A 24,207-nucleotide genomic window follows, 5' to 3' on the forward strand; every position below is an offset into this window, starting at 1 on the left:
CTGAACCCGCGGCTCCCGCAGCCGGAGGACGTCCCGCCCAACCGCCGGCCCGCGTGGGTCGGCCGCGGCCCGCCGCCGCTCAGCGGGCCAGTGGGACCACCAGCAGCGCCTCGGTGCCGGCCTCGGCCCGGTTGCGCAGCTCGATCGTGCCGCGCAGCTCCCCGGTGGCCAGCGCCCGGACGATCTGCAGGCCGAGCGTGGCGCCCTGGTCGGCGTCGAACTCCGCCGGCAGCCCCTGACCGTTGTCGGCGACCGTGACGTGGAGCTGCTTGCGGAACCGGTGGGCCGAGACGACCACCTCGGCCGGCGCGGTCGCCGGCGGCACGCCGCCGTCAATCTCGCCGGGCTCCGGAAAGGCGTGCTCGACGGCGTTGAGCAGCAGCTCGTTCAGCACGATCACCAGCGAGGTGGCGATCTCCGCCGGTAGTACCCCGAAGCTTCCCTCCCGGCGCATCCGCACCGGCACGTCGGTCGCGGCCACCTCGGCGGCGGCCGCCGCCACCCGGTCGACGATGCCGTCGAACTCGACCGCCTCGTCGCTGGACATCGAGAGGGTCTCGTGGACCAGGGCGATGGAGGCGACCCGGCGTACCGACTCCTCCAGGGCGGCCCGGGCGGCCGGGATGCCTACCCGGCGGGCCTGGAGCCGGAGCAGCGCGGCGACGGTCTGCAGGTTGTTCTTCACCCGGTGGTGGATCTCCCGGATGGTGGCGTCCTTGGTGATCAGGGCGCGGTCCCGGCGGCGTACCTCGGTCATGTCCCTGACCAGGACCAGCGCGCCGATCGGCACCCCGGCCGGCATCAGCGGCAGTGCCCGGGTGAGCACTGTCGCCCCCCGGGCCTCGATCTCCCGGCGCGGCGGCGCCTCGCCGCGCAGCGCGGCCAGCACCCGGTTCGCCGCCTCCGTCCCCTCCAGCGGGTCGGCGGCGAGCCGGCCGTTCAGCGCCGCCAGGTCCTCGCCGACCAGGTGCGAGGCGAACCCCAACCGGCGGTACGCGGACTGCGCGTTCGGGCTCGCGTAGGTGACCTTGCCGTTGGCGTCCAGCCGCACCAGCCCGTCACCGACCCGGGGCGCCGTGGTGGTCTCGCCAGGGTGCCGGACCGGCGGAAAGGTGCCGTCGGCGAGCATCTGGGCGAGGTCGTCGGCGGTGGTCAGGTAGTTCAGTTCGAGCTGGCTCGGGGTGCGCGCGGTGGAGAGGTTGGTGTCCCGGCCCACCACCGCGATCACCTCACCGTGCTCGCCGTCGCCGGTGCGGAGCCGGACCGGGATCGCCTCGTGCCGGGCCGGGGTGTCGCCGTACCAGACCGGGTCGCCCTCCCGCCAGATCCGGCCCTGGGTGTACGCGATCGCCAGGTGCGCCACCTCGGGGCCGCCGAAGATCCGGCCGACCTGGTCGTCCTGATACGCCGTCGGCGCCGTCGTCGGCCGCACCTGGGCGACACAGACGAAACCGTCGGTGCCGGTGACCGGCACCCAGAGCAGCAGATCCGCGAAGGAAAGATCGGAGAGGAGTTGCCAGTCGCCCGCCACCCGGTGCAGGTGGTCGATGTCGACCGGACGCAGGGTGGTGTGCTCCTCGGCGAGATCGCGCAGCGTGGACACGGGGCAAGCCTGCCACGCCCACCCCGGGCCGAGGTGCAAGGAGGGGGCCCTTCTTATCGGATTCTGTTGTAGAAGGGCCCCCGCCTTACACCTCAGAGGGTGGCGGTGACCTTGTGGAGGCCGCGGGGGGCGTCGGGGTCCTCGCCGCGGGCGAGGGCGAGGGCGAGGGCGAGCCGCTGCACGGGGAGGATGTCCAGCAGCGGTGCGTACCGCTCGTCGACCTCCGGGACGGGCAGCTGGGCGGCTGTTCCGGCCACCTCGCCGGGACCGACGACGACCAGGTCGGCGCCGCGCTCGGCGACCTTGGCGACCACGTCCCGCATGGCTGCGCCGCCGGCCCCGCCACCGACCACGGCCAGCACCGGTACGTCCGGGTCGGTCATCGCCAGCGGGCCGTGCAGCAGGTCGGCGCCGGAAAAGGCCAGCGCCGGCAGGTAGGAGGTCTCCATCAGCTTCAGTGCCGCCTCGCGGGCGGTGGGGTAGGCGTAGCCCCGGCCGGTGGTGACCATCCGGTCGGCGAAGCGGTAGCGGGAGGCCAACTGCCCCGGCGTCGGGTCGGCGAGGGTGCGCCCGGCCAGCTCCGGCAGCGCCTCCAGCGCGGCCCGCTCCTGGGCGGGGAGTGCGCCGTCCCCGGCCCGGATCCCCTCCACCAGCATCAGCAGGGCGAGCAGTTCGGCGGTGTACGTCTTGGTGGCGGCGACCGCCCGCTCGTGCCCGGCCGCCACGTCGACGGCGAGCTCCGCCGCGTTGCTCAGCGGGGAGTCGGGGGCGTTGGTCACCGCCAGGGTCAGCGCGCCGGCCTCCCGGGCCACCCGCAGCACCTCGGTCAGGTCGGGTGACCCGCCGCTCTGGCTCACCCCGACGACCAGCGCCTGGGAGAGGTCGGGCCGGGCCCCGAAGACGGTGATGGTGCTCGGCGAGGCGAGTCCGGCGGGGAGCCCGAGCCGGATCTCGGTGAGGTACGCCGCGTAGAGCGCCGCGTGGTCCGAGGTGCCCCGTGCGGTGAAGACCACGTGCTTCGGCCCGCGCTCCGCGACGACGGCCGCCACCTGCGCGATCGCCGCCGTGGAGGCCGGTTCCAGCAGTCGTGCGAAGCCCTCCGGCTGCTCGGCGATGTCCGCCGCCATGCCGGCTCCCGGTTGCGCCACGATGACCTCCTCATGCGCGATTCCCGCGCGTTCCATGCTCAATCTTGCACGATTTAACGTCTCCGAGCAATCTAACGATCAGTTCTGAGCAGTAGATCACCACCTCGCCTCCCCATGCCCTAGGCTCCCCAACCCAGGGGAATTTCCACGTACGTGAAGGGTCGACCCGGTGCCCGAGGGAACGGACGACCCCCGGCTCTCGGCCGAGGGGGAACTCGCGCTGGCCCGGCTGGCGCTGGACGAGGGCGATCTCGAGCACGCCGCCGGTCACCTGGCCGGGGCCATCGCGTACGCCCCGACCATGCCCGAGGTGCACGAGGCGCTAGCCCAGCTCGCCGCCCGCTCCGGCGGCGGGGTCGAGCTCTTCCCCCTCGACCAGCACCCGTTCATCGGCACCGTGGTGGCCCGCGCGCACCTGCTCGCCGCCGCCGGTCGACCCGGCGACGGGTTGGAGCTGCTCGCCGCCGCCACCGGCCACGTGCCCTCGGCCGACTGGGCCGGCGTGCCCTGGGTCAGCGCACCCGAGCTGCCCGGAAGCCTCGACCCGGACCGGATCGCCCGGGTGCTGATGCAGGTCTGCGCCGGCATCTCCGACCCCGTGCCGGAGCCCGCTCGCGAACCGCTCTGGCCCTACCTGCGACTGGCCCGGCACGCGGTGGCGGCGCATCCCCGGCACGGCCTGCTGCTCGGCGCGGCCTCCGCGCTGGCCCGCCGGATCGGCGCGGTCGGCCAGGCCGTCGAGTGGGCCGGCCAGGGGGCCCGGGAGCTGCCCTCGAAACTCTCCGAGGTGTGGCTCGGCTACGCCTACCGCAGCGCCGGGCGTACCCGGGAGGCGCTCGCCGCGCTGCGCCGGGCCGTCGACCACGACCCGGACGACCTCTCGGTGTACGCCGACATCGCCGGCACCCTCGCCGACCACGGCCAGCTCGACGAGGCGCTGGACTGGATCGACCGGGCGCTGGACCGGGACCCGTCCTTCGACTGCGCCGTGCACACCGGTCACCGGCTGCGCTACCGCCGGGACGGCTCGCTCGCCCACCTGGTGGCGCTGGCCGACTTCACACGCGAGCATCCTGACGACTCGCACGAACACAGCGACCTCGCCGAGTGCTGCCAGAGCCAGCCGTGGCTGGGCCGGGTGCCGCCCGCCACCGAGACGGTGGCGATGGCGCTGCGCCAGCGGCTGGCCACCGGCGAGCCGACCGACGGCACCCGGCTGTGGCTGCGCGGCCCGGAGCCGCCGAGCGCAATGCGCGCGCTGCACGACACGGCCCCGAAGCTGACCGTCGCGGTCGACACCACTCCGGCGCCGGATCCACGCGAGCCGCGCCGGCCGGTCGGGCACCGGCTCTGGCAGTACACCGGCGACAGCCTCACGCCGGCCGTGCCCGCACCCTCCGAGCCGGCCGTACGCCGGATCCAGCAGTTGGCCCACCCCGCCTGGCCGCATCCGCCGGCCGCCTACGACGCGGCGGTCGGGCTCGCCACGCTCGAACTCGACGACCTGCTCGGCCTGCTGGCCCATCCGCCGCCTCCACCGCCGACCGAGCTGGGTCGCACCCTGAGCCGTCACGACCCGACGCTGTGGGTGCGCAGTGTCCAGGTCTGGGTCTGTCTCGGGCTGCTGCACCACCGCACCGACGAGCCGTGGGCCGACTCGACCCGCCGCGGGGTCCTGCTCGACCTGCTCTGGGGTGTCGAGGACTGGGTCACCGAGGCGGCGCTCTTCGCCCTGGTCACCGCCGCCTGGGTGGACCCGTCGGTGCGTGCCGAGGTGGCCCGGGAAGGTGCCGAGCGGCTGGCCGACGCGGTCGAGGTGGCCCAGCGGCGGCCGGTCACGATGCTCACCTCACTGGCCCATCTGGTGCTGGCGGCCCCGGACGCCCCACCGGCCGCGGTCGACACCGCCCGGCTGCTGCTCACCCGGGACAACGCCCGCGCGGCGGCGCCCAGGCAGCGCCGGTTCGGCCGGCTGTTCGACCGGATGTGGCGCCGACTCACCCGCCACGGCTGACCGCCTCCCACCCGGCACCGCGTTGTGCGGCGTGCCCAGGCACCGCGTTCGGCGCGACGTCAGGAGCACATCGGCGTGGCCCGGCAGCACGCCGGGCCACACCATGCTTGTTCCGCCGGGTCAGCGGACGGGCGGCGTCGCCAGGGCAGTCTCCGCCTGCTCCTCGGGGCTGTCGGCCGGCACCTCCGTGGCGGGGCCGCCGCGCAGCGGGATCTCCTTCACGAACCAGGCCAGCACCGCGACGATCAGGGCGAACGGCACCGCCCAGACGAAGACGGCGCTGATCGCGTCGGCCAGGCCGCCGAGCACCACGTGCTGCTGTTCCGCCGGCAGCCCGCGCAGCGCGACCAGGTCCACCCCGGCGCCCTCGCCGGCGCCGCCGAGCATCGCGCCGGCCGGCGAGTCGGCGAGCCGGTTGGCGAAGACCGCGCCGAAGAGCGAGATCCCGAACGAGCCGCCGATCGACCGGAAGAAGGTCGCCGCGCCGCTCGCCGCGCCGAGGTCCTTCTGCTCGACGCTGTTCTGCGCGATCAGCATCGAGGTCTGCATCAGGAAGCCCATACCGACGCCGAGCACGACCATGTAGGCCGAGGACTCCAGCTTGCTGGTGCCGACGCCGAGCATGGTCAGCAGCGCCATCCCGGCGGTCATCGCGATACCGCCGACGATGGGATAGATCCGGTACCGGCCGGTCCTGGTGATCGCCCGGCCGACCACGATCGACACCACGAGCATGCCGAACATCAGCGGCAGCAGCAGCAGCCCGCTGTTGGTCGCCGACGCGCCCTGCACGGTCTGCTGGTAGAGCGGCAGGAAGTTCATCGCGCCGAACATCGCGAAACCGAGCAGGAAGCCGACCACCGAGATCACCGCGAAGTTGCGGTTGGCGAAGAGGCTCAGCGGCAGGATCGGCTCCGGCACCCGGCGCTCGACGAGGGCGAAGGCGAGAAGCGAGACCACGGCGACGGCGGCCAGGCCGAGGATCTGCCCGGAGACCCAGTCGTACTCGTTGCCGCCCCAGGTGGTGACCAGCACGATCGCGGTGATACCGACCGAGAGCAGCGCGGCGCCGAACCAGTCGATCCGGTGCTCGGTGCGGTACTTCGGCAGGTGCATCCGGGTGGCCAGCAGGAGCAGCGCGACCCCACCGAGCGGAAGGTTGACGTAGAACGCCCAGCGCCAGGAGAGGTGGTCGGTGATGAATCCCCCGACCAGCGGGCCGGCCACCATGGCGATGGCCATGATGCCGGCGATCATGCCCTGGTAGCGCCCCCGCTCCCGGGGCGGGACCAGGTCCCCGATGATCGCCATCACACCGACCATCAGGCCACCCGCACCGAGTCCCTGCACCGCGCGGAAGGCGATCAGCTCCATCATCCCGTCGCCGGGGCCGCCGAGCAGCTCCGAGCCGGCCATCCCGCAGAGTGCCGACCCGAGCAGGAAGAGGACGATCGAGCTGAGGAAGACTGTCTTGCGGCCGTACAGGTCGCCGAGCTTGCCCCAGATCGGCGTGGAGACCGTCGAGCCGAGCACGTACGCGGTGACCACCCAGGTGAAGTGGTTCAGCCCGCCGAACTCGCCCACGATCCTGGGCAGCGCGGTGCTGACGATCATGTTGTCGAGCATCGCGAGCATCATCGCGATCATCAGGCCGCCGAGCACGACCCGGACATTGACGGGTCGTGCCGGTGCCTGTGCCGCCACCGTCGTCATGATTAGGCTCTCCCCCCGAGTCGTGGACTCGCTTACTTGCCGACCGGCTAGTGATTCTACTTGCCGGACGGTAAGTTAGGGGCCAGTCAACCGTCAAGCGATTACGAGAGGTGGTCCCGGTGACCGGCAGCACAGGCGACACGCGGTCCCGGATCCAGGCCGTAGCGCTGGAACTCTTCACCGAGCAGGGCTACGAGAAGACCTCGCTCCGGGAGATCGCGGAACGGCTCGGCGTCACCAAGGCCGCCCTCTACTACCACTTCAGAAGCAAGGACGACATCGTCGACAGCTTCGTCTCCGACCGGCTGGAGCGGCTGGACCGGCTGATCGAGTGGGCGGCGGAGCAGCCGGCGGACGCCTCCGGACGCCGCGCTACGCTCCGCCGCTACTCGCAGGAGTTCTTCGGCGACGACGGGCGCAACGTGATGCAGTTCTTCGAGCAGAACCGGACGGTGGTCAAGCACCTCGCCTCCGGCCAGATGATGCGGGACCGGATGCTCCGCATCGCCGAGCTGCTCTCCCGGGCCGACCCGTCGCCGGCCGGGCAGCTCCGGGCGATGCTCGCACTCTTCGCCGTACACGGAAGTCTGTTCGTGTTGCGCGGCGACGTCAGCGCGGCGGAGCGGCATGATCTCGCGTTGGAGATCGCCAACGAGCTGCTCGACCGCCTCGGGGAGGAGCCTGCCGGCCGGTCCGGGCCCGCATCCGGGGAGCACCCCGGGCATGCCTGAGGTCTTCAGGACCGGCTGACCGCTCCGGCCGCAGGGCCGGCCGGGGTCGGCCGCGGCAGCGCGGCGGCCAGGTCGAGGCGCAGGGCGATCAGGTCGACGCCGGGCATCGGCGACCAGTCGCGGTCCGGCGTACGGACGAAGCCGAAGCCCGCGTAGAGCCGGTGCGCCGGCGTCGAGAAGCTGCGGGCGCAGATCACCACCCGGGCACAGCCGAGCGCCCGCGCCCGGTCCAGGCAGGCACCGACCAGCGCCCTGCCGGCGCCCCGACCCTGTGCCCGGGGGTCCACCGCGAGCATCCGGAACTCCGCCTCGCCCGGCCCGGAGATCTCGGCGTACGGGGTGCCGGGCAGGACGAAGAGCACGGCACCGAGCAGCTCTCCGGTCGTCCCGTCGGCGGCGACAAGCAGCTCGCCGGCGCCGGCCCGGGCCGGGACATCGGCCAGCACCCGCTCGTACCCGTGCTCGCTGTCGAGCTGCCCGTCCGCCCGGTACGCCGCCACGGTGAGCCGGGCGATCGTGCCGAAGTCCGCCGGTTCGGCGGCCCGGACCACCAGCCCCGTCGGCTGCCCCGACCGCCCGGTCATTCGATGACGGCGATCAGGTCGCCGTCCTGCACCACGTCACCCTCGTTGACGGCGAGCTCGCGGACGACTCCGTCCGACTCGGCGACGACGGGAATCTCCATCTTCATGGACTCGAGAATCACCAGCGTGTCGCCTTCGGACACCGAGTCCCCGGAGGCCGCGACGACCTTCCAGACGTTCGCCACCATCTCGGCGCGGATCTCCTCGGCCATGGGTTCCCCCTCGTCGTCGCCGTTGCCCTGCGAACGGTATCCAATCACGCGGCGCCCGCCGGCGTGCGGACACGCGTCGAGCCCGCACCACCATCCGTCCGGGCGCGCCCGGGCGGACCGCCACCGGTGGGACGTGCCGGTCGTGGGAGGATTGCCCGTCGCGAGCAGAACGCGGGCGGTCGACGGCGGCGGTCGTGGCTACGATCGCCGCCGCCCCACCCCAGGAAGACAGACGGAGGAGAGCATGGCGAAGAAGGCGCGGAAGAAGAAGGCGCGGAAGAAGAGTTCCGCCAACCACGGCAAGCGCCCCAACTCCTGAGCGCCGGCGCTACGCGCCGAGCCGGGGACGGCCGGGCCGGGCAGGGGATCCGGGCAGGGGATCGTCGACGATCGCGGTGAGCGCGGGTGACGCCCGCCCCATCCGCCGAACCAGCCCGGCCCGCCCGGCGATCCGCCGAACCGCGGCCCGGTCCGGCGGATCCTCGTGTTCAGTCGGGCAGGTACTCCCGGGAGTCGGTCTCGAAGACCAGTTCGGCAAGGCGGACGCGCAGCCGCTCCCGGAGTTCGGCGGGCGCGGTCTCGTTGCCGCAGTAGCGGGCCACCAGCGCCTTCACCTCCTGCTCGATGCCGTACTCGCGCAGGCAGGGCGAGCACTCGTCGAGGTGGTTCCGGATCAGGTTGCGCCGCTCGTCCGCGCACTCCAGGTCGAGGTAGAGGTAGACCTCCGTGAGTACCTCACGGCAGTCCGTCTCGTGCGGGTCACCGCAACTCATTCGCTCACACCTCCCGGCCGGCCGCGGCGGACCTGGTCGACGGGGCGGACGAGAAGCCCCGCTCGGCAGCGTAACGCTCAAGCAGCTTGCGTAGGTTCCGTCGGCCACGGTGCAACCGGGACATCACGGTGCCGATCGGCGTTCCCATGATGTCGGCGACCTCCTTGTAGGAAAACCCCTCGACGTCGGTGAGATAGACGGCGAGCCGGAACTCCTCCGGGAGCTGCTGCAACGCCTCTTTCACGTCGCTGTCGGGCAGGCGGTCCAGCGCCTCGGTCTCGGCCGAGCGCAGACCGCTGGAGGTGTGCGACTCGGCCTCGGCGAGCTGCCAGTCGGTGATCTCCTCGGTGGGCGCCTGCACCGGCTGCCGCTGCCGCCGACGGTAGGAGTTGATGTAGGTGTTGGTCAGGATCCGGTAGAGCCACGCCTTGAGGTTCGTGCCCTCCTCGAACTGGTGGAACGCGGCGAACGCCTTCAGGAAGGTCTCCTGGACCAGATCCTCCGCGTCGGCGGGGTTACGGGTCATCCGCAGGCCGGCGGCGTACAACTGGTCGACGAAGGGCAGCGCGTCACGTTCGAACCGGGCCCTGCGCTCGTCCGTCTTCTCCGCTGTCAACCGGCCGTCTCCCTCGCCTCGGTACCGAACCGGCGCGGCGACATTCTTCCCCACCGCCGCAGCGTTATTCGGCTGTCCCGCCGAGGATACGCGGAAAGCACGCCCCCGCGACTCGGTTCGGGCGGTGCCACCGCCCACGCCGGGCCGGTCCGCACCCACGCCCGGCCGGTCGCCGGAGGGTCGCGAGGGCGGCCCGTTCCGCCACCGGTCGGACCACCGCGCCCCGCGGTCGTGTTCCAGGCTCCGTGTCTCGGTCGACACCGGGCAAACCCCCTCGTGGCTTCACTGGCTTCCGGGAGGTGTAACCGCCACAGCCGGGCAGGCATTCCGGCCACCGCCCATCCCTGGCCCCGGCCGCGGCCGATCCGTTCGGAGCGTCCACGGCTGGGACCAGGAAGGGCCTGGGAGGATGAAACCGGGCCCCGCACCCGATCGGTGACCAGGTGCGGTGTCCGGCATCAGATGTAGCAACGATCACGCCGGCAGGACAGAAACGGCCGAACCGCCGCCGCGGCTCCGGTCAGCCCGCCCAGCCCTGTCCGCGGAGCCAGCCGAGCACCAGCGCGGCGGTCCCGGCCGGGTCGACGCGTAGGTCGTGACGTTCACCCGGCCGCACCTCGACCCGGATCCCCCGCTCGCCGGGCGGCACGCCGAACGGATCACGGTCACCGTTCACCACCAGGGTCGGCAGCCCGGTACGCAGCTCCGCCGCCCGGGACCGCTCCGGCCGGCCGGGCGGATGCAGCGGAAAGGCGAGCGCCACGACACCGGACGCCCGCAGCGTGCCGGCCGTCCGGCAGGCGACCCGGGCGCCACTGGAGCGACCGCCGACGACCAGGGTGGCGGCCGACCGGCAGCGGGCGCGCAGCTCCGCCACGACCGCCACCCAGGCCTCGTCGAGATGAGCGGCGGGTGCGGGGGCCCGCCGGCCGGCCACCCGGTACGGCTGGGTGACCCGGGCCACCGCCACCCCGGCCCCGACCGCCGCGTCCCGGAGCGCCACCAGGTCCGGCGCGTCCACGCTGCCGCCCGCACCGTGCCCGAGCACCAGCAGGGTCGTGGGCACGGTAGGCGGCAGGTCGAGATCCACCCGGGCCCGGCCCCGTGGGGTCTCGATCTCGTTACCGTGCCGCACGGCGCCACTGTATGGCACCCGGCGCCCATCTTCGCCGCCAACCGCAGCGCCGCCCCCGCGGACCCGTCGCATCGCCCGACCCCACACACCCTGGGGCGGCGGTGGACGGGTCAGCGGCGGCTCGAACTGAGCGGAAGGAGCGTCAGCAACCGGTCGCGGACCGGTGGTCCGGCATCGCCGACCGCGTCCGGGTCGTGCTCCACCTGATCCCGCCAGGCGACCAGCATGGCCCTGCGCTCACGCGGCGTGGTTGCCCCCCACACGCCGTGGCAGTCACCCACCTCGAGCGCCCAGGCGAGGCAGGGCCCCTGCACCTCACAGGTCCGGCACAGCGCGACGGCCGAGTCGGCCGGCTCGCTGGGCGCCGGGAAGAACGTCTCGGGATCCACGCTCTGGCACACCCCCCGGGTACGCCAGGCATCGTCCAGACGCCGCTCGCTGAGGGCCCGAAGCAACCTCGGGTCTCGTCGCGCAGCGGCAACCTCGTGCGGGCGTGGCATCCGCGCCCGTGTCATTCACCCACCTCCCCCGTGGGACCGACGAAGATCGATGAGTGCCGCCCGCCCCGTGCGAGCCGACACCCACTGCCGGCGCTGTGTTCTATCGCACCACCACGATGCGTGACAAGGGCTCCCCGCAAAGGTGTGGAAAAGTCGGTACGACGATCTACCCCGAACAGTGGCAAATCGGTGCAGGCAAATACCCCGCTCCGTAGTCAGAACAGCGTCGTTGCAATCGGCTCTTCTGGTAACGCCCGCAGCAGCGCGGCCGGCACCCGGGCGACCAGTTCCGGCCCATCGTTGCGGACGTCTCCCACGCCCCGCCCGACCGGCCGGATCTCGATCTCGGCCAGTGATTCCCCGTCCGGCGGCGCGAGGAGCACCGCCGGGTCGTCATCGCCGTCGAGCCAGTCGGACCAGCGCCGCCGGGGCAGCAGCAGCGGCATGCGGTCGTGCACCATGGCCAGGTCGCCGAGTGCCGCCGTGGTGACGACGCTGCAGGTCAGCAGCGGGTCGCCGGCGCCGCGCCAGAGTGACCAGAGACCGGCGAAGGCGAGCACCGCGCCGTCGCGCGGAGTCATGAAGTACGCCTGCCTGCCGCCGTCCCGGCGGACCCACTCGTACCAGCCGTCGGCCGGGACGAGACAGCGACGCCGGGCGAAGGAGCGCGCGTACGCGCGGGTGGTGGCGACCGTCTCGGCCCTGGCGTTGATCATGCGGGCGGCACCCCTGGTGTCCTTCGCCCAGTGCGGCAGCAGGCCCCACCGGGCGACGGAGAGCGCCGAACCGCCCAGCTCGGCGGAGAACCGCACGATCGGGACCGGATCGGTCGGCGCGACGTTGTAGTCGGCCGCGAGCCGGCCACCGGTGTCGTCGTACGCCTCGAACAGGGCGCTCAGATCGGCCGCGCTACGGGTGGTCGCGTACCTGCCGCACATGGTGGCCACGCTAGCGCGCCCCGCTCCGGCCCGGCCGCCCCGCCGGCTGTCCCGTCAGCAGATGTCCCGCCGGCAGCCGTCCCGTCAGGCGGGAGGGGGCGGGGCTGCGGGTCGGGGCACCCGGCGGCGCGGCAGAATGTACCGGTGCCGAACCTGACGGCGGTCCGCCCACTCGAGCCCTGGACCGCGCCGACCGCGACCGACCCGGTCGCCTCGACCGTGCGGCTGCCCGGCTCCAAGTCGCTGACCGCCCGCGCGCTGGTGCTCAGCGCGGTCGCCGACGGCCCCTCCACACTGCGGCACCCGCTGCGCGCCCGGGACACCGAGCTGATGGCCGCCGGCCTGCGGGCGATGGGCACCGACGTCTCTACTGTGGACGACGAGCGGTGGCTGGTCCGGCCCCGGCCGCTCCGGGGGCCCGCCCACCTCGATGTCGGCCTCTCCGGCACGGTCATGCGGTTCCTCCCGCCGATCGCCGGGCTCGCCGACGGGCCGGTCACCGTCGACGGCGACCCACACGCCCGGCTCCGCCCGCTCGGCCCGCTGGTCGGTGCGCTGCGCTCCATCGGGGTACGCATCGATGCCGCCGAGACCGGTGGCCTGCCGCTCACCGTGCGGGGCGCCGGAGAGGTGCGCGGCGGCGAGGTGGTCATCGACGCCTCGGCCTCCAGCCAGTTCGTCTCGGGACTGCTCCTCGGCGCGGCCCGGTTCACCCACGGGATCGTGGTCCGGCACGACGGCCCGCCGGTCCCGTCCGCGCCACACCTGCGGATGACCGTCCAGATGCTCCGGGCGGCCGGTGCCACGGTCGACGACGCCACCCCGGACGAGTGGGCGGTGGAGCCGGGGCGGCTCTCCGCCCGCGACTGGGAGATCGAGCCGGATCTCTCCGGTGCGGTCCCGTTCTTCGCCGCAGCCCTGGTCACCGGCGGCGCGGTCACCCTGCACGGCTGGCCGCACCGCAGCCTGCAGCCGGTCGACACGCTGCGCGAGCTGCTCGCCCGGATGGGTGCCGAGGTGAGCCTGGGCACCGACAGCCTGACCGTACGCGGCACCGGCGCGGTACACGGGATCGACGCCGATCTCTCCGACGTCAGCGAGTTGACCCCGGTACTGGCCGCGCTCGCCGCCCTGGCCGACGCGCCGTCCCGACTGCGGGGCGTGGCACACATCCGGGGCCACGAGACCGACCGGCTCGCCGCGCTGGCCCGGGAGCTGAACGGGCTCGGCGCCGACGTCACCGACACCCCCGACGGCCTGGAGATCACGCCCCGTCCGCTGCGCGGCGCGACCTTCCGGACCTACGCCGACCATCGGATGGCGCACGCGGCGGCGGTGATCGGGCTCGCCGTGCCGGGTATCGAATTGGACGACGTGGCGTGTACCTCCAAGACCATGCCCGAGTTCCCGGCACTATGGTCGACGATGGTGACCGGCGGCGACGGGCGCGGGTAGCCGGGGCCGATGGCGCACCCGCGCCGATCGTCGCCGGCCGACGACGAGACGGGGAGCGCGGAACTGGCGGGCAGGCGGCGGGAGTACGACGAGGACGACGTACGGGTCAGGCCCGGCCGCTCGTCGCGCCCGCGTACCCGGACCCGGCCCCGGCACTCCGACGCCGTCGACGGGTTCGTCATCGCCGTCGACCGGGGCCGCTACACCTGCGTGATCGACGACACCCCGGCCACCGGCAGCGGCCGGGAGCGGGGCGGCAGCCGGGACCAGGGCCGGAGCGACAGCCGGGAGCCGGGCGGCAGCGGGACGGTCACCGCGATGCGCGCCCGGGAGCTGGGGCGCAAGTCCGTGGTGGTCGGTGACCGGGTCGCCCTGGTCGGCGACACCTCCGGGGCAGCCGGGGCGCTGGCCCGGATCGTCCGGATCGCCGAGCGGACCTCCGTGCTGCGGCGTACCGCCGACGACGACGAGACCACCGCCGAGGGGCGTCTGGAGCGGGTCGTGGTGGCGAACGCCGATCAACTGGTGATCGTCAGCTCGCTGGCCGACCCGCCGCCGCGTACCGGGTTCGTCGACCGGTGCCTGGTGGCCGCGTACGACGCGGACATCGAGCCACTGCTCTGCCTGACCAAGGCGGACCTGGCACCGCCCGAGGGGGTGCTCGGCTACTACGCGGAGCTGGACCTGCCACACGTACTCGTCGAGCCCAACTCCGACCTCGACGAGCTGCGCGGGCTGCTCGCCGAGCGCATCTCGGTGCTGGTCGGGCACTCCGGGGTGGGCAAGTCGACGCTGGTGAACCGGCTGGTCCCGGCGGCGGACCGGGCGGTCGGCACGGTCAGCGCGATCGGCCGGGGCCGGCACACCTCCACCAGTGCGGTCGCACTCCGGCTGCCGGCGCTCGAAGGCGGCGGCCGGCGCAGGCATCCCGGCTGGATCGTGGACACTCCCGGGGTACGCAGTTTCGGGCTGGCGCACGTCTCGGCCGAGAGCCTCCTGCACGGCTTTCCGGACCTGGTCGAGGGGACCGTCGAGTGCCCGCCCAACTGCGAGCACACCCCGGACGAGGCGGACTGCGCGCTGGACGGCTGGGTGGCGGCCGGCAACGCCGACCCGCGCCGGCTGGCCTCGTACCGCCGGTTGCTCGCCTCCCGGGCCGGCGAGATCGACTAGGGCTTACGTCGAAGCCGCCACCGGTCGACGTCGCTACCGGTCGGCGCAGCGGTCCGGCGGGCCCCGATGCCCGCCGGACAGGCCGTGCTGCGGTCAGCTGATCCTGCGGCGATAGATGGCCATGGCGAAGACGTACGTGACGACGAGGATGCCGAGGCACCAGGCGAGGGCGATCCAGATGTCGGTGCCGACGGGCTGCTGGGTGAGCAGATCGCGGATCGTGTTGACGATGGCCGTCACCGGCTGGTGCTCGGCGAAGACACGCACCGGGCCGGGCATGGTGTCGGTGGGCACGAAGGCCGAGCTGATGAAGGGCAGGAAGATGAGCGGGTAGGAGAAGCCACTCGCCCCGTCCACGGACTTGGCGGTGAGGCCGGGGATGACGGCGAGCCAGGTCAGGGCGAGGGTGAACAGGATCAGGATGCCGGCGACCGCGAGCCAGGCGAGCACTCCCGCTCCGGAGCGGAAGCCCATGAGGAGAGCGACGCCCACGACGACCACCAGCGAGATGAGGTTGGCGGCCAGCGAGGTCAGCACGTGCGCCCAGAGTACGGACGACCGGGCGATCGGCATGGACTGGAAGCGTTCGAATATGCCGCTCTTCATGTCGAGAAAGAGTCGGAACGCGGTGTAGGCGATGCCCGACGCGATCGTGATGATGAGGATGCCGGGCAGCAGGTACTGCACATATGAGTCCGACCCTGTGTTGATCGCGCCGCCGAGCACGTAGACGAAGAGCAGCATCATGGCGATCGGCGTGATCGCGGTGGTGATGATGGTGTCCACGCTGCGGGTGACGTGCGTCAGGGATCGACCCAGCAGAACGGCGCTGTCGCCGACGAAATGCCTTGCCATCATCGTTCCTCTCACTTGTCCGCGCCGACGTTGCGATCCTTGCCCACGCCGCCCCCGCCGTCGGCGCCGCTCCCGCCTTTGGCCCCGACGATGGCGAAGAAGACGTCCTCGAGGGTCGGCTGCTTCTCGACGTATTCGACCTTGGCGGGCGGGAGTATCTGCTTGACTTCGGCGAGGGTGCCGTTGACGACGATCCGGCCCTCGTGGAGGATCGCGATCCGGTCGGCGAGTTGTTCGGCCTCGTCCAGATACTGCGTCGTGAGCAGCACCGTCGTCCCCTGCCCGGCGAGTTCCCTGACGGCCTGCCAGACCTCGATGCGGGCCTGGGGGTCGAGCCCGGTCGTCGGCTCGTCGAGAAATATCACCGGCGGATTCCCGATGAGGCTCATCGCGATGTCGAGGCGGCGGCGCATGCCGCCCGAGTACGTCGACACCCTCCGCGCCCCGGCATCGGCCAGCGAGAACCGGTCGAGCAGGCCGTCCGCGACGGCGCCCGGATTCCTGAGGTGCCGCAGCCGGGCGACCAGCACGAGATTCTCCCGCCCGGTGAGGATCTCGTCGACGGCCGCGAACTGTCCGGTGAGACTGATGGACTCCCGCACCTTCCCCGCCTGCGAGGCGACGTCGAAACCGTTGACGCCGGCCGTCCCCGCGTCCGCCCTGAGCAGCGTGGACAGGATTTTCACCACAGTGGTCTTGCCGGCTCCGTTCGAGCCGAGCAGCGCGAAGATGCTGCCCGCCGCCACGTCGAAATCCACGCCGCGCAGCACGCGCAGCTCCTTGTACGACTTCTCCAGGCCGCGAACCTGAATCGCGGGCCCTCGGACGTGCGTGGTCGTCACCGGTTCTCCTCCTCTCGCTCGATGTCGTCGATCGTGTGAATCAGCCGCGCCCGCTCCCGGTCGACGTATCCGCCCTTCGAGTAGTTGCGGACCAACGCCTCCACGAACTCCACCGGGTCGTCGCCGACGATCTCGCGGATCGGTGTCCCGTCCGCCGCGGCCCGCTCGAAGAGATCGGCGACATCCTCGAACAGTGCGGCTGCGTTGTCCGCGGTAACCGGCCCGAAGTGCATCAGGTACCGTTCGATCGCCTCGACCGCCGTGCGGTACTTCGGCGGCAGCTTCTTCACGCGCGCCTTGTATTCCCACCAGCGCCGCTTGGGACCGATCACCCTGGCGATGAACCCACCCTTTTCAGCGTCAGACATTCTTGTCTTCTCCTTCGTGGAGTTGTTCCAGTCGTTCGGCAAGGAAGCTCCAGGTCCGCCAGAACTCTTCGAGGTATTCGCGTCCCTGAGCGTTGATGGTGTAGACCTTGCGCGGCGGGCCCTTCTCGGACGGGACCTTCTCCACGTCGACGAGGCGCCGCTGTTCGACCCTGACGAGCAGGGCGTAGACGGTGCCCTCGGCGATGTCGGAGAAGCCCTGCCGCCGCAGCCACGCCGTGATCTCGTAGCCGTACGCGGGCCGCATGGCCAGGATCGCCAGGACGATGCCCTCCAGCGTGCCCTTGAGCATCTCCGTCATCTGCCTGCCCACGGATCACCTCCCAGCTACTCAGCAATATTGACTACTGGTAGATAGTAACACTGACTACCGGAGCCGCAAGGGGCCCCGTGGTGACCGGTGGTGAGTTGGTTCGGACCCGGCCGGCCAAGGGCGGGCCCCGGTTCAGCCGGCTCGCGCCAGGGTGAGCCAGGCCAGGGTGATCAGGTGTCGAGGTCGAGGTCGACCGGGCCGCCGCTGCGCCAGTAGACGCCCTCCCGGCGGGTCAGCAGCACCTCGTCGACCAGATAGCGCCGCAGCGCCGCGTAGTCGTCGTGCCAGGCCCGCAGCAGCGCGTTCACCTCCCGCTCGGAGTAGCGCACACCCGGCTCGAAGACCGTCGCGACGTGCTCCAGCAGCAGCCGGCGCTTGCCCCGGGCAGCCGGCATCTGGCTGATCCGGCCGTCCCGGAGAAAGGAGCGGAGCACGGCCGCGGTGGCCCGGTCCGGGTCCAGCTCCACCGGGGTCCCGCCGGAGGCGGGCGGATGCGACCGTACCGCCGCCTTGAACGCGCCGACCACGGCGACCGCCCGCCCGTTCACGGTCTCGACCAGGCCGCCGGACTCCAGCCGGCGCAGCGCGGCGACCACGGTCCGGGCGGGCAACCCGGTCCGCTCCGCCACCTCGGCCGGATCGCCCGCGCCGAGCACCACGGCCGCGAAGGTTGCCAGCCGGTCCGGCTCGGCGAGCAGTCCGACGAGGAGATCCGGAGACGGGTCGGGAGACGGGTCGGAGCCCGGTTCGGTCGCCACGGCGCGGGATGTTAACGCACCGGCTGGACCGGATCGAGTACGTTTCCGCCATGGCCCGGTACGCGGACGACCTGTCCCTGGCGCACGTGCTCGCCGACACCGCCGACTCGATCTCGATGGCCCGGTTCCGCGCCCTCGACCTGCACGTCGCGGCGAAGCCGGACCTGACGCCGGTGACCGATGCCGACACCGCGGTGGAGAAGGCCGTCCGGGCCACCCTGGCCCGTACCCGTCCCCGAGACGGCGTGCTCGGCGAGGAGTACGGCGCCTCGGCCCCGCCCGCCGGGGCCGGCTCCCGGCAGTGGGTGATCGACCCGATCGACGGCACCAAGAACTTCGTCCGGGGCGTGCCGATCTGGGCCACCCTGATCTCGCTGATGGACGGGGACGTCCCGGTGGTCGGGCTCGTCTCCGCCCCGGCCCTCGGGCGCCGCTGGTGGGCGGCGACCGGGCTCGGCGCGTACGCGGGCCGGCACCAGGCCGCCGCCTCGCCGATCCGGGTCTCCGGGGTCGGCCGGCTCGCCGACGCCAGCTTCTGCTACTCCTCGCTGCACGGCTGGGAGGAGAGCGGCCGGCTCGACCCGATGCTCGACATCCTCCGGACGGCGTGGCGCAGCCGGGCGTACGGGGACTTCTACGGCTACATGCTGGTCGCCGAGGGCGCGGTGGACGCGATGGTCGAGCCGGAGCTGTCGCTGTGGGACCTGGCGGCGCTGATCCCGGTCGTGACCGAGGCCGGCGGCACCTTCACCGACCTGGCCGGACGCCCCGGGCCGGGCGGTGGCAGCGCCGTGGCCAGCAACGGCAAACTGCACCAGGATCTCCTCCACCGGCTCGGCTAGCCGGCAGCGCGACGCGACGCATCAGCCTCTATCCTCGCCAGGTGTCCCCCGGTTGGTGCTTCCTCGCGGCCATGGTCGCCGTCTACGGCGTGGCCAACCTGCTCCAGTCGGTGGCGGCGGCCCGGACGACCCTGCACCACACCTTCGACCCCGGACTGCTGCTGCGGCTGGCCGGGCACCGCAGCTATCTGGTCGGCGTGGCCTGCCAGATGCTCGGCTTCGTCCTCGCCTTCCTGGCCCGGCGCGACCTCCCGCTCTTCCTGGTGCAGGCGAGCGTGGCGGGGGCGCTGGGCGTGACCGCCCTGCTCGGGGTGCTGGTGCTCAAGTGGCGGCTGCCGGCCGCCGAGGTCCTGCTGCTGGTGCTCCTGCTGGTCGGGATCACCGCGCTGGTGCTGGCCGCGAAACCGGCGCCGTCCCGGCAGCTCGGCACCGCCGGCGTGGTCGCCCTGGTCGCCGCGCTCGGCGTGATCGGCGGGCTCGGCTTTCCCGCCGTACGCCTGCACGGCGCGCCCGGCTCGGTGGCGCTCGGCGCGCTGGCCGGGCTGGCCTTCTCGGCGGCGGCGGTCGCCGCCCGGCCGCTCGCCTCCGAGCACTCCTTCGACGCCTTCCTCCGGGACCCGCTGCTCTATCTGCTGATCACCCACTCGATCGTCGGGCAGTTGCTGCTCGGCCTGGCGATGCAGCGCGGTTCGACCACGGCGGCGGTGGCCGCGATGGACGCCGCCGGTGCGGTGCCGGCGGCGATCGTCGGGCTGCTCCTGCTCGGTGACCGGATCTGGCCGGGCCGGGAGTGGCTCGCCGGGATCGGCTTCCTGGTCACCCTGGCCGCGGTACTCGGCCTGACCCGTTACGCCGAGCCACAACACCAGCACGTACTCCTCCCCGACCAGCGCGGCCACCGCCGGCCCGAGCCGCACGGCCAGCGACCGGCAGCGGGCCGCCCGGGGCGCACCGGCGCACCGGCGCTCGGCCCGGCCGCTCCTCCCGCGCTCGGCCCGACCGTTCCTCCCGTCCTGGGGCCGGCGGGGGCCGCCCGGTCACCGGCCGGTCAACTGGCGGCGGGCTGGCGGCGGCGTACCACCCGCTCGTAGAGGCGCTCCAGCGCACCGGCCGTACGGTCCCAGGTGTAGCTGCACCGCACCCGGTCCACCGCCGCGTGCCCGTATGCGAACCGCTCCGCGTCGGCGGCGAGCAGCCGGCGCAGCGTCACGCCCAGCCCGCGTACGTCGCCGGGCTGGACGAGCCGGCCGGTGACATCGTCGACCACCGTGTCCGCGATGCCGCCCATCGAGTAGCCGACCACCGGTACCCCGCAGGCCATCGCCTCCAGAGGTATCCGCCCGGCCGAGGCGTACCGGGGGGTGCAGGCCACCAGGTCCGCCGAGCGGTACCAGGCGGACATGTGGTCGTGCGGCACCGCGCCGACCAACTGGATCTGGTCGGCCACGCCGCTCTGCTCGGCGACCTCCCGCAACCGGCGGGCCTCGGCGTGGTTGCCGAGATTGTCGGCGGGCGGCCCACCGGCGATGACGAGTTCCGCGTCCCCGACCAGCCGCAGCGCCCGGATCAGGTCCTCCTGTCCGTGTCCCGGCTCAAGGCCGCCGGCGGCGAGGATCCGGGGTCGCCCGTTCCGGGGCATCGCCTCGCCCTCCGGGGTGAAGAGTTCGATGTCCACCCCACCCGGCACCATCACCACCGACGCGCGTTGCAGGCCCATCCGGGTCAGCTCGTCGACCTCGGCGGTGCAGCCGGCCACCGCCATGTCGACCGCCCGGGTCAGCGCGAGTTCCAGCGGGATCCGCTGGCCCGGCCCCCGGTACGCCTCGCCGAGGTGCCGGCGCTGCTCGACACCGAGCGAGTGGAAGGTCTGCACGACCGGGATGACGGTCTCCCGGACCGCGCTGGCCGCCGCCAGGCCCCCGATCCAGAAGTGTCCGTGCACCACCTCGGGCGCCCACTCCGCCGCCCAGCGTCCGGTCAGCCAGCGGCCGAGTTCGGGGACGTGCGGCACCAGCTCCTCGGTGGCGGCACGCCGGGCCGGGCCGACCGGCACACGTTCCACCCGGTAGCCGTCGACCTCGCTGGTCGGCGGCGCGTCCGGGTCGTCCAGCCGCTCGTACACCCGTACGTCGTGACCTCGCTCGGCCAGCTCGGCGGCCACCCGGGCCACGTGCTGGTGCGTGCCGACGTACCGGTTGCGGCGGGCCGGCGGCGGGCCGGCGTGTGCGCAGACGAGGCCAACGCGCATGGGTCACCTCCAGCGACGGGTACGGGCAACGGTCATTCGATCAGAGGCTCCCATTAACCACGGCAGGTCGAGCGGAAACCTGGCAAACCGGTCCGCCTTCTCCTACCGGCCCGCAGCCGTGTGGCCGACCGGCTGCGGAGCGTTCCTCCGCCCCCGGTCCGCGTTCGCCCGGTTACGGGTACCCAGGGAGCGGGTAGTGACCTGTCATGCGCGATGACGAGTTTCCGACGCCCGTGTCCGACCCGGAGGCCGAAGGACTGCCCGACACCGCCGACGACGACTCGACGGCGTGGGACGATGTCGCCAGCGGTCGGGAGGCGGACGGCCGGGATCCCGCCGAGCTACCGGCCGACCTGCCGCTCGGTGTGAACCGGTTCGGCAACACCGCCGAGGAGCAGGCCGACGGCGAGACGCTGGACCACAAGCTCGGGCGGGAGCAGGTGGAGCGTCCGGTCGACGACCCGCTCGCCGGCCCGGTCGACCCGGCGATCGCCGCCGAGGCGGACAGCGAGGAGGCCGCCGCCGAGGCACAGCTCGACGCGGACGTGATCGATCCCGGTCCGACGTCCGACCCGCACTCTCCCGTCTCCATCTACGACCACGGCAACCTCGGGGACGCACCGGGGGGTGGCCCGGTGGGCCGGCTGGTGGAATCGGACGAGGGTGCCCGCACCGACGACGAGACCGACTCGGTCGCGCACGACGCGGGCGCCGCGGGCGGCGGCGCGAGCGCCGAGGAGCTGGCGATCAACGAGACCCAGCCTCCGCCGTGACCCGACCCGCGTCCAGCCATCGAGCCCGCGTCCAGCCATCGAGCCCGCGCTCAGCCATCGAGCCCGCGCTCAGCTATCGAGCCCGCGCTCGATGGCGTAGCGGGTGAGTTCGACCCGGTTGTGCAGTTGCAGCTTGCCGAGCGTGTTCTGCACGTGGTTCTGCACGGTGCGGTGCGAGAGCCCGAGCCGCGCGGCGATCTGCTTGTAGGACATTCCCTTGGCGACGAGCCGCAGCACCTCGGTCTCCCGCTCGGTGAGCCGGGGAAGGTCGTCGCCGGCCGGTGCCGGGGTGACGGCGAGCCGCCGGTACTCCCCCAGCACCAGGCCGGCCAGTCCCGGGGTGAAGATCGCGTCACCCGCGGCGGTACGCCGGACCGCCTCCAGGAACTCCGCCGGCCCGGCCGACTTGAGCAGATAGCCGGTCGCCCCGGCCTTGACCGCGTCGAGCACGTCCTGCTGCTCGCCGCTCGCCGAGAGCATGAGCACCCGTACCCGGGGCAGCTCGGCCAGCAGGCCCCGGAGCACCTCGACCCCGGAGATGTCCGGCAGTTGCAGGTCGAGCACGACCACGTCGGGCCGGGTGGCGGGGGCGACCCGGACCGCCTGCCGTCCCTCGCCGGTGGTGGCGACGACCTGGTAACCGGCCTCGGTGAGGTCGCGCGCCACCCCTTCCCTCCACATCGGATGGTCGTCGACCACCATCACCCGGACGGCCGCCGCCACGCCCTCGTCGGTCACATTGGCGAGCCTAGACGTCGGGGCTACCCCGGGGCACCCACGGCCCTTCGGGGCACCCGCAGCTCGACCTCGGTGCCTCCGCCCGGGACGGAGCTGATCCGCACCGTGCCGCCGAGGTCGGCGACCCGGCCCTCGATCGACTGGGCGACGCCCAGCCGCCCCTGACCGGCCGCCTCGGCGAGACGCCCCGGCGGGATCCCCGGCCCGTCGTCGCGGACCGAGACGGTCACCGCCGACCCGTCGTCCTCCACCAGCACCCAGCCACGCCCGCCGCCGTGCCGGGCGACGTTGTCCACCGCCGCCCCGACCGCCGCGGCCACCTCCCCTGCCGCCGCGGCGGGCAGCGGCACCGGTGTCGCCGGGCCGGCGATCGAGACCGTGGCCGAGGCGTACCGGCCGAGCAGCGAACGCAGGTCGACCTCCTGCCGGTCCAGCCCGGTCGGCGTCCGGCCCGCGACCTCCTGCCGGTCCAGCCCGGTCGGCGTCCGGCCCGCGACCAGCGACCGCAGCGCCGCCTCCTGCTCCCCGGCGAGCCGGGCCAGCTCACCGGCCTCGCCGTCGAGGTGGGCGCCGCGCCGCTGCACCAGGGCGAGCACCTGGAGGACCGAGTCGTGGATTCCACGGGCCAGCCGCTCCCGCTCCCGGTTCGCCGCCTCCAGCTCGACCGCCCGCTGCAACCGCTCCTCCGCGATCACGGCCAGCCGGGCGACGTGCCCGACGGCGATCCCGGCCAACAGCATCAGCGCGGCGCCGGTCAGCGACCCCTGCGCGAAGCGCTCCCGGGCGGCCAGGTCGGCGCCGCCGATGACCAGGGCCGCCACCACGCCGCGCCGCCGCCCACCGGAGACCGCCCAGGCGAGCACCGGCCCGGCCAGCCAGGCGACGCTCGGCGGCGGCACGCCGGCGTCCAGCATGTCCCGGCCGACCACCCGGGGGGCGGCGACCACCACCGCCAGCACCACCGCCAGGTCGGCCAGGAGCAGCGGCCAGCGCCGCCAGGCCGGATCGGCGTACGCATAGCTGCCCGCCACCGTCGCGCCGGTCATCACCAGCAGCAGCACCGCACCCGCCACCGGGTGCGCGTAGTCGTTCAGGTTCCGGACCGCCAGCACGGCGACGTACACCAGGGCGGCGAAGCGGTAGACGGCGATCGACCGCCACAGCGGCGCCTGCAGGCCGCCCGGCGGGTCGCGGCGGCGACCACCCGGCCCGTCGGTCGACACATCCGGCACGGTCCGACCCTCGCACAGCCGGATCCCTCGGGCGACCCCCCGGCCGGCGTCGGCCGCACCCCTGCCCTGGATGCGCGGCTACATACCCTGACGTAGGGTGGGAAAGCCACGAAAGGACTCCACGACCAGCGGCGGGACGGCCATGAGCGACCTAGACCCCCTCGCCCTCACGGCTGTGGCACGCGACAACACGCCCCCGCTGCTCGCCGTGACCTTCGACGGCGACCGGGTCACCGAGCTCCGGCACGCCGTGACGACCCGGGCCGAGGAGGCCGGGCTCGACGGCGACCGGCTGGACGACTTCGTGCTGGCCACCAACGAGCTGATCACCAACGCCGTACGGCACGGCGGCGGGCAGGGCTGGCTGCGGCTGTGGCGTACCGGAAAAATCCTCTACTGTCTCGTCTCCGACACCGGTGTCGGGATCGGTGCCGACCGGCTCGACGACCGGAGCCGGCCCACGCCGGAGATCGCGGGCGGCTGGGGGCTCTGGCTGGCCCGGCAGCTCAGCGACGAGATGGTGGTACGCAGCGGCCCGGAGGGCACCACCGTGCGGATCAGCGCCAGTCTCGCCACACCGGAGCCGGACCAGCCGACCGGGTGACGCCGTCGGTGGGGCCGGGTA

The 24,207-nt window shown here is 73.2% G+C and carries 27 protein-coding genes; 9 read left to right on the forward strand and 18 right to left on the reverse strand.

Going from position 1 to position 24,207, the window contains the following annotated elements:
* Window positions 1-79: 79 nt before the first annotated feature.
* The gene (locus ACN28C_RS00305) at window positions 80-1,603 is read right to left on the reverse strand and encodes a histidine kinase N-terminal domain-containing protein (RefSeq protein ID WP_422771622.1); all 1,524 of its coding nucleotides are present in this window, start codon (window positions 1,601-1,603) and stop codon (window positions 80-82) included.
* Between the two features lie 92 nt (window positions 1,604-1,695).
* Window positions 1,696-2,730, reverse strand: a complete 1,035-nt coding sequence (locus ACN28C_RS00310) for an SIS domain-containing protein (protein WP_422774912.1) — start codon at window positions 2,728-2,730, stop codon at window positions 1,696-1,698.
* Window positions 2,731-2,920: 190 nt separating this feature from the next.
* Between ACN28C_RS00310 and ACN28C_RS00315 the strand changes: the two genes are divergently transcribed.
* Window positions 2,921-4,765: a tetratricopeptide repeat protein gene (locus ACN28C_RS00315; RefSeq protein ID WP_422771623.1), complete on the forward strand. Its 1,845-nt coding sequence runs from the start codon at window positions 2,921-2,923 to the stop codon at window positions 4,763-4,765.
* A gap of 120 nt (window positions 4,766-4,885) precedes the next feature.
* Here ACN28C_RS00315 and ACN28C_RS00320 read toward each other — a convergent pair whose 3' ends face one another.
* Window positions 4,886-6,478 carry an MDR family MFS transporter gene (locus tag ACN28C_RS00320; protein ID WP_422771624.1) on the reverse strand — a complete coding sequence of 531 codons (1,593 nt, stop codon included), beginning with the start codon at window positions 6,476-6,478 and terminating at the stop codon, window positions 4,886-4,888.
* A gap of 119 nt (window positions 6,479-6,597) precedes the next feature.
* Between ACN28C_RS00320 and ACN28C_RS00325 the strand changes: the two genes are divergently transcribed.
* Window positions 6,598-7,209, forward strand: coding sequence for a TetR/AcrR family transcriptional regulator (locus ACN28C_RS00325; RefSeq protein ID WP_422771625.1), 612 nt, complete (start codon window positions 6,598-6,600; stop codon window positions 7,207-7,209).
* A gap of 5 nt (window positions 7,210-7,214) precedes the next feature.
* Here ACN28C_RS00325 and ACN28C_RS00330 read toward each other — a convergent pair whose 3' ends face one another.
* Both ACN28C_RS00330 and ACN28C_RS00335 read right to left on the reverse strand, forming a co-directional pair.
* Window positions 7,215-7,793: a GNAT family N-acetyltransferase gene (locus tag ACN28C_RS00330; RefSeq protein ID WP_422771626.1), complete on the reverse strand. Its 579-nt coding sequence runs from the start codon at window positions 7,791-7,793 to the stop codon at window positions 7,215-7,217.
* The gene (locus tag ACN28C_RS00335; protein ID WP_422771627.1) at window positions 7,790-8,005 is read right to left on the reverse strand and encodes a biotin/lipoyl-binding carrier protein; all 216 of its coding nucleotides are present in this window, start codon (window positions 8,003-8,005) and stop codon (window positions 7,790-7,792) included. Before ACN28C_RS00335 ends, ACN28C_RS00330 begins: the two co-directional genes overlap by 4 nt.
* 244 nt (window positions 8,006-8,249) lie before the next feature.
* On the opposite strand from ACN28C_RS00335, the gene ACN28C_RS00340 reads away from it, so the two are divergent.
* Window positions 8,250-8,324, forward strand: a complete 75-nt coding sequence (locus ACN28C_RS00340) for a 50S ribosomal protein bL37 (RefSeq protein ID WP_369752275.1) — start codon at window positions 8,250-8,252, stop codon at window positions 8,322-8,324.
* Between the two features lie 169 nt (window positions 8,325-8,493).
* Here ACN28C_RS00340 and rsrA read toward each other — a convergent pair whose 3' ends face one another.
* The 5 genes from rsrA to ACN28C_RS00365 form a co-directional block, all read right to left on the reverse strand.
* Window positions 8,494-8,778 (reverse strand): mycothiol system anti-sigma-R factor, encoded by a 285-nt coding sequence (rsrA, locus tag ACN28C_RS00345; protein ID WP_422771628.1) that lies wholly within the window; start codon window positions 8,776-8,778, stop codon window positions 8,494-8,496.
* 4 nt (window positions 8,779-8,782) lie between these two features.
* Entirely contained in the window at window positions 8,783-9,655 is an 873-nt protein-coding gene (locus ACN28C_RS00350) for a sigma-70 family RNA polymerase sigma factor (protein WP_422771629.1), read from the reverse strand.
* Window positions 9,656-9,914: 259 nt separating this feature from the next.
* Window positions 9,915-10,529, reverse strand: coding sequence for an alpha/beta family hydrolase (locus ACN28C_RS00355; protein WP_422771630.1), 615 nt, complete (start codon window positions 10,527-10,529; stop codon window positions 9,915-9,917).
* A 110-nt stretch (window positions 10,530-10,639) separates the two neighbouring features.
* Window positions 10,640-11,044, reverse strand: coding sequence for a WhiB family transcriptional regulator (locus tag ACN28C_RS00360; protein WP_421497157.1), 405 nt, complete (start codon window positions 11,042-11,044; stop codon window positions 10,640-10,642).
* A gap of 200 nt (window positions 11,045-11,244) precedes the next feature.
* Window positions 11,245-11,967 (reverse strand): SOS response-associated peptidase, encoded by a 723-nt coding sequence (locus ACN28C_RS00365; protein WP_422771631.1) that lies wholly within the window; start codon window positions 11,965-11,967, stop codon window positions 11,245-11,247.
* A gap of 144 nt (window positions 11,968-12,111) precedes the next feature.
* Between ACN28C_RS00365 and aroA the strand changes: the two genes are divergently transcribed.
* Together aroA and rsgA are read left to right on the forward strand one after the other, a co-directional pair.
* Window positions 12,112-13,422 carry a 3-phosphoshikimate 1-carboxyvinyltransferase gene (gene aroA / locus ACN28C_RS00370; protein ID WP_422771632.1) on the forward strand — a complete coding sequence of 437 codons (1,311 nt, stop codon included), beginning with the start codon at window positions 12,112-12,114 and terminating at the stop codon, window positions 13,420-13,422.
* 9 nt (window positions 13,423-13,431) lie between these two features.
* Window positions 13,432-14,595 (forward strand): ribosome small subunit-dependent GTPase A, encoded by a 1,164-nt coding sequence (gene rsgA, locus ACN28C_RS00375; RefSeq protein ID WP_422771633.1) that lies wholly within the window; start codon window positions 13,432-13,434, stop codon window positions 14,593-14,595.
* A gap of 93 nt (window positions 14,596-14,688) precedes the next feature.
* Here the strand turns inward: rsgA and ACN28C_RS00380 are convergent, their stop codons facing one another.
* The 5 genes from ACN28C_RS00380 to ACN28C_RS00400 form a co-directional block, all read right to left on the reverse strand.
* On the reverse strand, window positions 14,689-15,450 hold the full coding sequence (locus tag ACN28C_RS00380) for an ABC transporter permease (protein WP_422771634.1): 762 nt from the start codon (window positions 15,448-15,450) through the stop codon (window positions 14,689-14,691).
* A gap of 11 nt (window positions 15,451-15,461) precedes the next feature.
* Entirely contained in the window at window positions 15,462-16,292 is an 831-nt protein-coding gene (locus ACN28C_RS00385) for an ABC transporter ATP-binding protein (protein ID WP_422771635.1), read from the reverse strand.
* A complete protein-coding gene (locus ACN28C_RS00390; protein ID WP_422771636.1) occupies window positions 16,289-16,660 on the reverse strand; it encodes a DUF1048 domain-containing protein in 372 nt (123 codons plus the stop codon). The genes ACN28C_RS00385 and ACN28C_RS00390 overlap by 4 nt, the downstream gene beginning before the upstream one ends.
* The gene (locus ACN28C_RS00395; protein WP_422771637.1) at window positions 16,653-16,991 is read right to left on the reverse strand and encodes a PadR family transcriptional regulator; all 339 of its coding nucleotides are present in this window, start codon (window positions 16,989-16,991) and stop codon (window positions 16,653-16,655) included. Before ACN28C_RS00395 ends, ACN28C_RS00390 begins: the two co-directional genes overlap by 8 nt.
* 170 nt (window positions 16,992-17,161) lie before the next feature.
* Complete coding sequence (locus ACN28C_RS00400) at window positions 17,162-17,749, reverse strand: DUF2087 domain-containing protein (protein ID WP_422771638.1); 588 nt, start codon at window positions 17,747-17,749, stop codon at window positions 17,162-17,164.
* Between the two features lie 50 nt (window positions 17,750-17,799).
* Between ACN28C_RS00400 and hisN the strand changes: the two genes are divergently transcribed.
* Window positions 17,800-18,591: a histidinol-phosphatase gene (gene hisN / locus ACN28C_RS00405; protein ID WP_422771639.1), complete on the forward strand. Its 792-nt coding sequence runs from the start codon at window positions 17,800-17,802 to the stop codon at window positions 18,589-18,591.
* A 71-nt stretch (window positions 18,592-18,662) separates the two neighbouring features.
* Complete coding sequence (locus ACN28C_RS00410; protein WP_422774913.1) at window positions 18,663-19,682, forward strand: hypothetical protein; 1,020 nt, start codon at window positions 18,663-18,665, stop codon at window positions 19,680-19,682.
* On the opposite strand, the gene ACN28C_RS00415 is transcribed toward ACN28C_RS00410, so the two are convergent.
* The gene (locus ACN28C_RS00415; RefSeq protein WP_422771640.1) at window positions 19,640-20,839 is read right to left on the reverse strand and encodes a glycosyltransferase; all 1,200 of its coding nucleotides are present in this window, start codon (window positions 20,837-20,839) and stop codon (window positions 19,640-19,642) included. The genes ACN28C_RS00410 and ACN28C_RS00415 overlap by 43 nt on opposite strands.
* A gap of 206 nt (window positions 20,840-21,045) precedes the next feature.
* Here ACN28C_RS00415 and ACN28C_RS00420 point away from each other — a divergent pair, with 206 nt between their 5' ends.
* Complete coding sequence (locus ACN28C_RS00420) at window positions 21,046-21,612, forward strand: DUF5709 domain-containing protein (RefSeq protein WP_422771641.1); 567 nt, start codon at window positions 21,046-21,048, stop codon at window positions 21,610-21,612.
* A 69-nt stretch (window positions 21,613-21,681) separates the two neighbouring features.
* On the opposite strand, the gene ACN28C_RS00425 is transcribed toward ACN28C_RS00420, so the two are convergent.
* Window positions 21,682-22,314, reverse strand: a complete 633-nt coding sequence (locus tag ACN28C_RS00425; RefSeq protein WP_422774914.1) for a response regulator — start codon at window positions 22,312-22,314, stop codon at window positions 21,682-21,684.
* A gap of 59 nt (window positions 22,315-22,373) precedes the next feature.
* Window positions 22,374-23,582, reverse strand: a complete 1,209-nt coding sequence (gene macS, locus ACN28C_RS00430) for a MacS family sensor histidine kinase (RefSeq protein ID WP_422771642.1) — start codon at window positions 23,580-23,582, stop codon at window positions 22,374-22,376.
* Between the two features lie 142 nt (window positions 23,583-23,724).
* Here macS and ACN28C_RS00435 point away from each other — a divergent pair, with 142 nt between their 5' ends.
* Window positions 23,725-24,186 (forward strand): ATP-binding protein, encoded by a 462-nt coding sequence (locus tag ACN28C_RS00435; RefSeq protein ID WP_422771643.1) that lies wholly within the window; start codon window positions 23,725-23,727, stop codon window positions 24,184-24,186.
* Window positions 24,187-24,207: the final 21 nt, after the last annotated feature.

Origin of the sequence: Plantactinospora sp. WMMC1484, assembly GCF_049315195.1 — a bacterium.
Classification (GTDB): domain Bacteria; phylum Actinomycetota; class Actinomycetes; order Mycobacteriales; family Micromonosporaceae; genus Plantactinospora.

Coding starts and splice junctions, on each gene's coding strand:
- ACN28C_RS00310 (WP_422774912.1), bottom strand. CDS start 2,730: ATGGCGGCGGACATCGCCGAGCAGCCGGAGGGCTTCGCACGACTGCTG.
- ACN28C_RS00320 (WP_422771624.1), bottom strand. CDS start 6,478: ATGACGACGGTGGCGGCACAGGCACCGGCACGACCCGTCAATGTCCGG.
- ACN28C_RS00330 (WP_422771626.1), bottom strand. CDS start 7,793: ATGACCGGGCGGTCGGGGCAGCCGACGGGGCTGGTGGTCCGGGCCGCC.
- ACN28C_RS00335 (WP_422771627.1), bottom strand. CDS start 8,005: ATGGCCGAGGAGATCCGCGCCGAGATGGTGGCGAACGTCTGGAAGGTC.
- rsrA (WP_422771628.1), bottom strand. CDS start 8,778: ATGAGTTGCGGTGACCCGCACGAGACGGACTGCCGTGAGGTACTCACG.
- ACN28C_RS00360 (WP_421497157.1), bottom strand. CDS start 11,044: ATGACACGGGCGCGGATGCCACGCCCGCACGAGGTTGCCGCTGCGCGA.
- ACN28C_RS00365 (WP_422771631.1), bottom strand. CDS start 11,967: ATGTGCGGCAGGTACGCGACCACCCGTAGCGCGGCCGATCTGAGCGCC.
- rsgA (WP_422771633.1), top strand. CDS start 13,432: ATGGCGCACCCGCGCCGATCGTCGCCGGCCGACGACGAGACGGGGAGC.
- ACN28C_RS00380 (WP_422771634.1), bottom strand. CDS start 15,450: ATGGCAAGGCATTTCGTCGGCGACAGCGCCGTTCTGCTGGGTCGATCC.
- ACN28C_RS00390 (WP_422771636.1), bottom strand. CDS start 16,660: ATGTCTGACGCTGAAAAGGGTGGGTTCATCGCCAGGGTGATCGGTCCC.
- hisN (WP_422771639.1), top strand. CDS start 17,800: ATGGCCCGGTACGCGGACGACCTGTCCCTGGCGCACGTGCTCGCCGAC.
- ACN28C_RS00410 (WP_422774913.1), top strand. CDS start 18,663: ATGGTCGCCGTCTACGGCGTGGCCAACCTGCTCCAGTCGGTGGCGGCG.
- ACN28C_RS00415 (WP_422771640.1), bottom strand. CDS start 20,839: ATGCGCGTTGGCCTCGTCTGCGCACACGCCGGCCCGCCGCCGGCCCGC.
- ACN28C_RS00420 (WP_422771641.1), top strand. CDS start 21,046: ATGCGCGATGACGAGTTTCCGACGCCCGTGTCCGACCCGGAGGCCGAA.
- ACN28C_RS00425 (WP_422774914.1), bottom strand. CDS start 22,314: ATGGTGGTCGACGACCATCCGATGTGGAGGGAAGGGGTGGCGCGCGAC.
- ACN28C_RS00435 (WP_422771643.1), top strand. CDS start 23,725: ATGAGCGACCTAGACCCCCTCGCCCTCACGGCTGTGGCACGCGACAAC.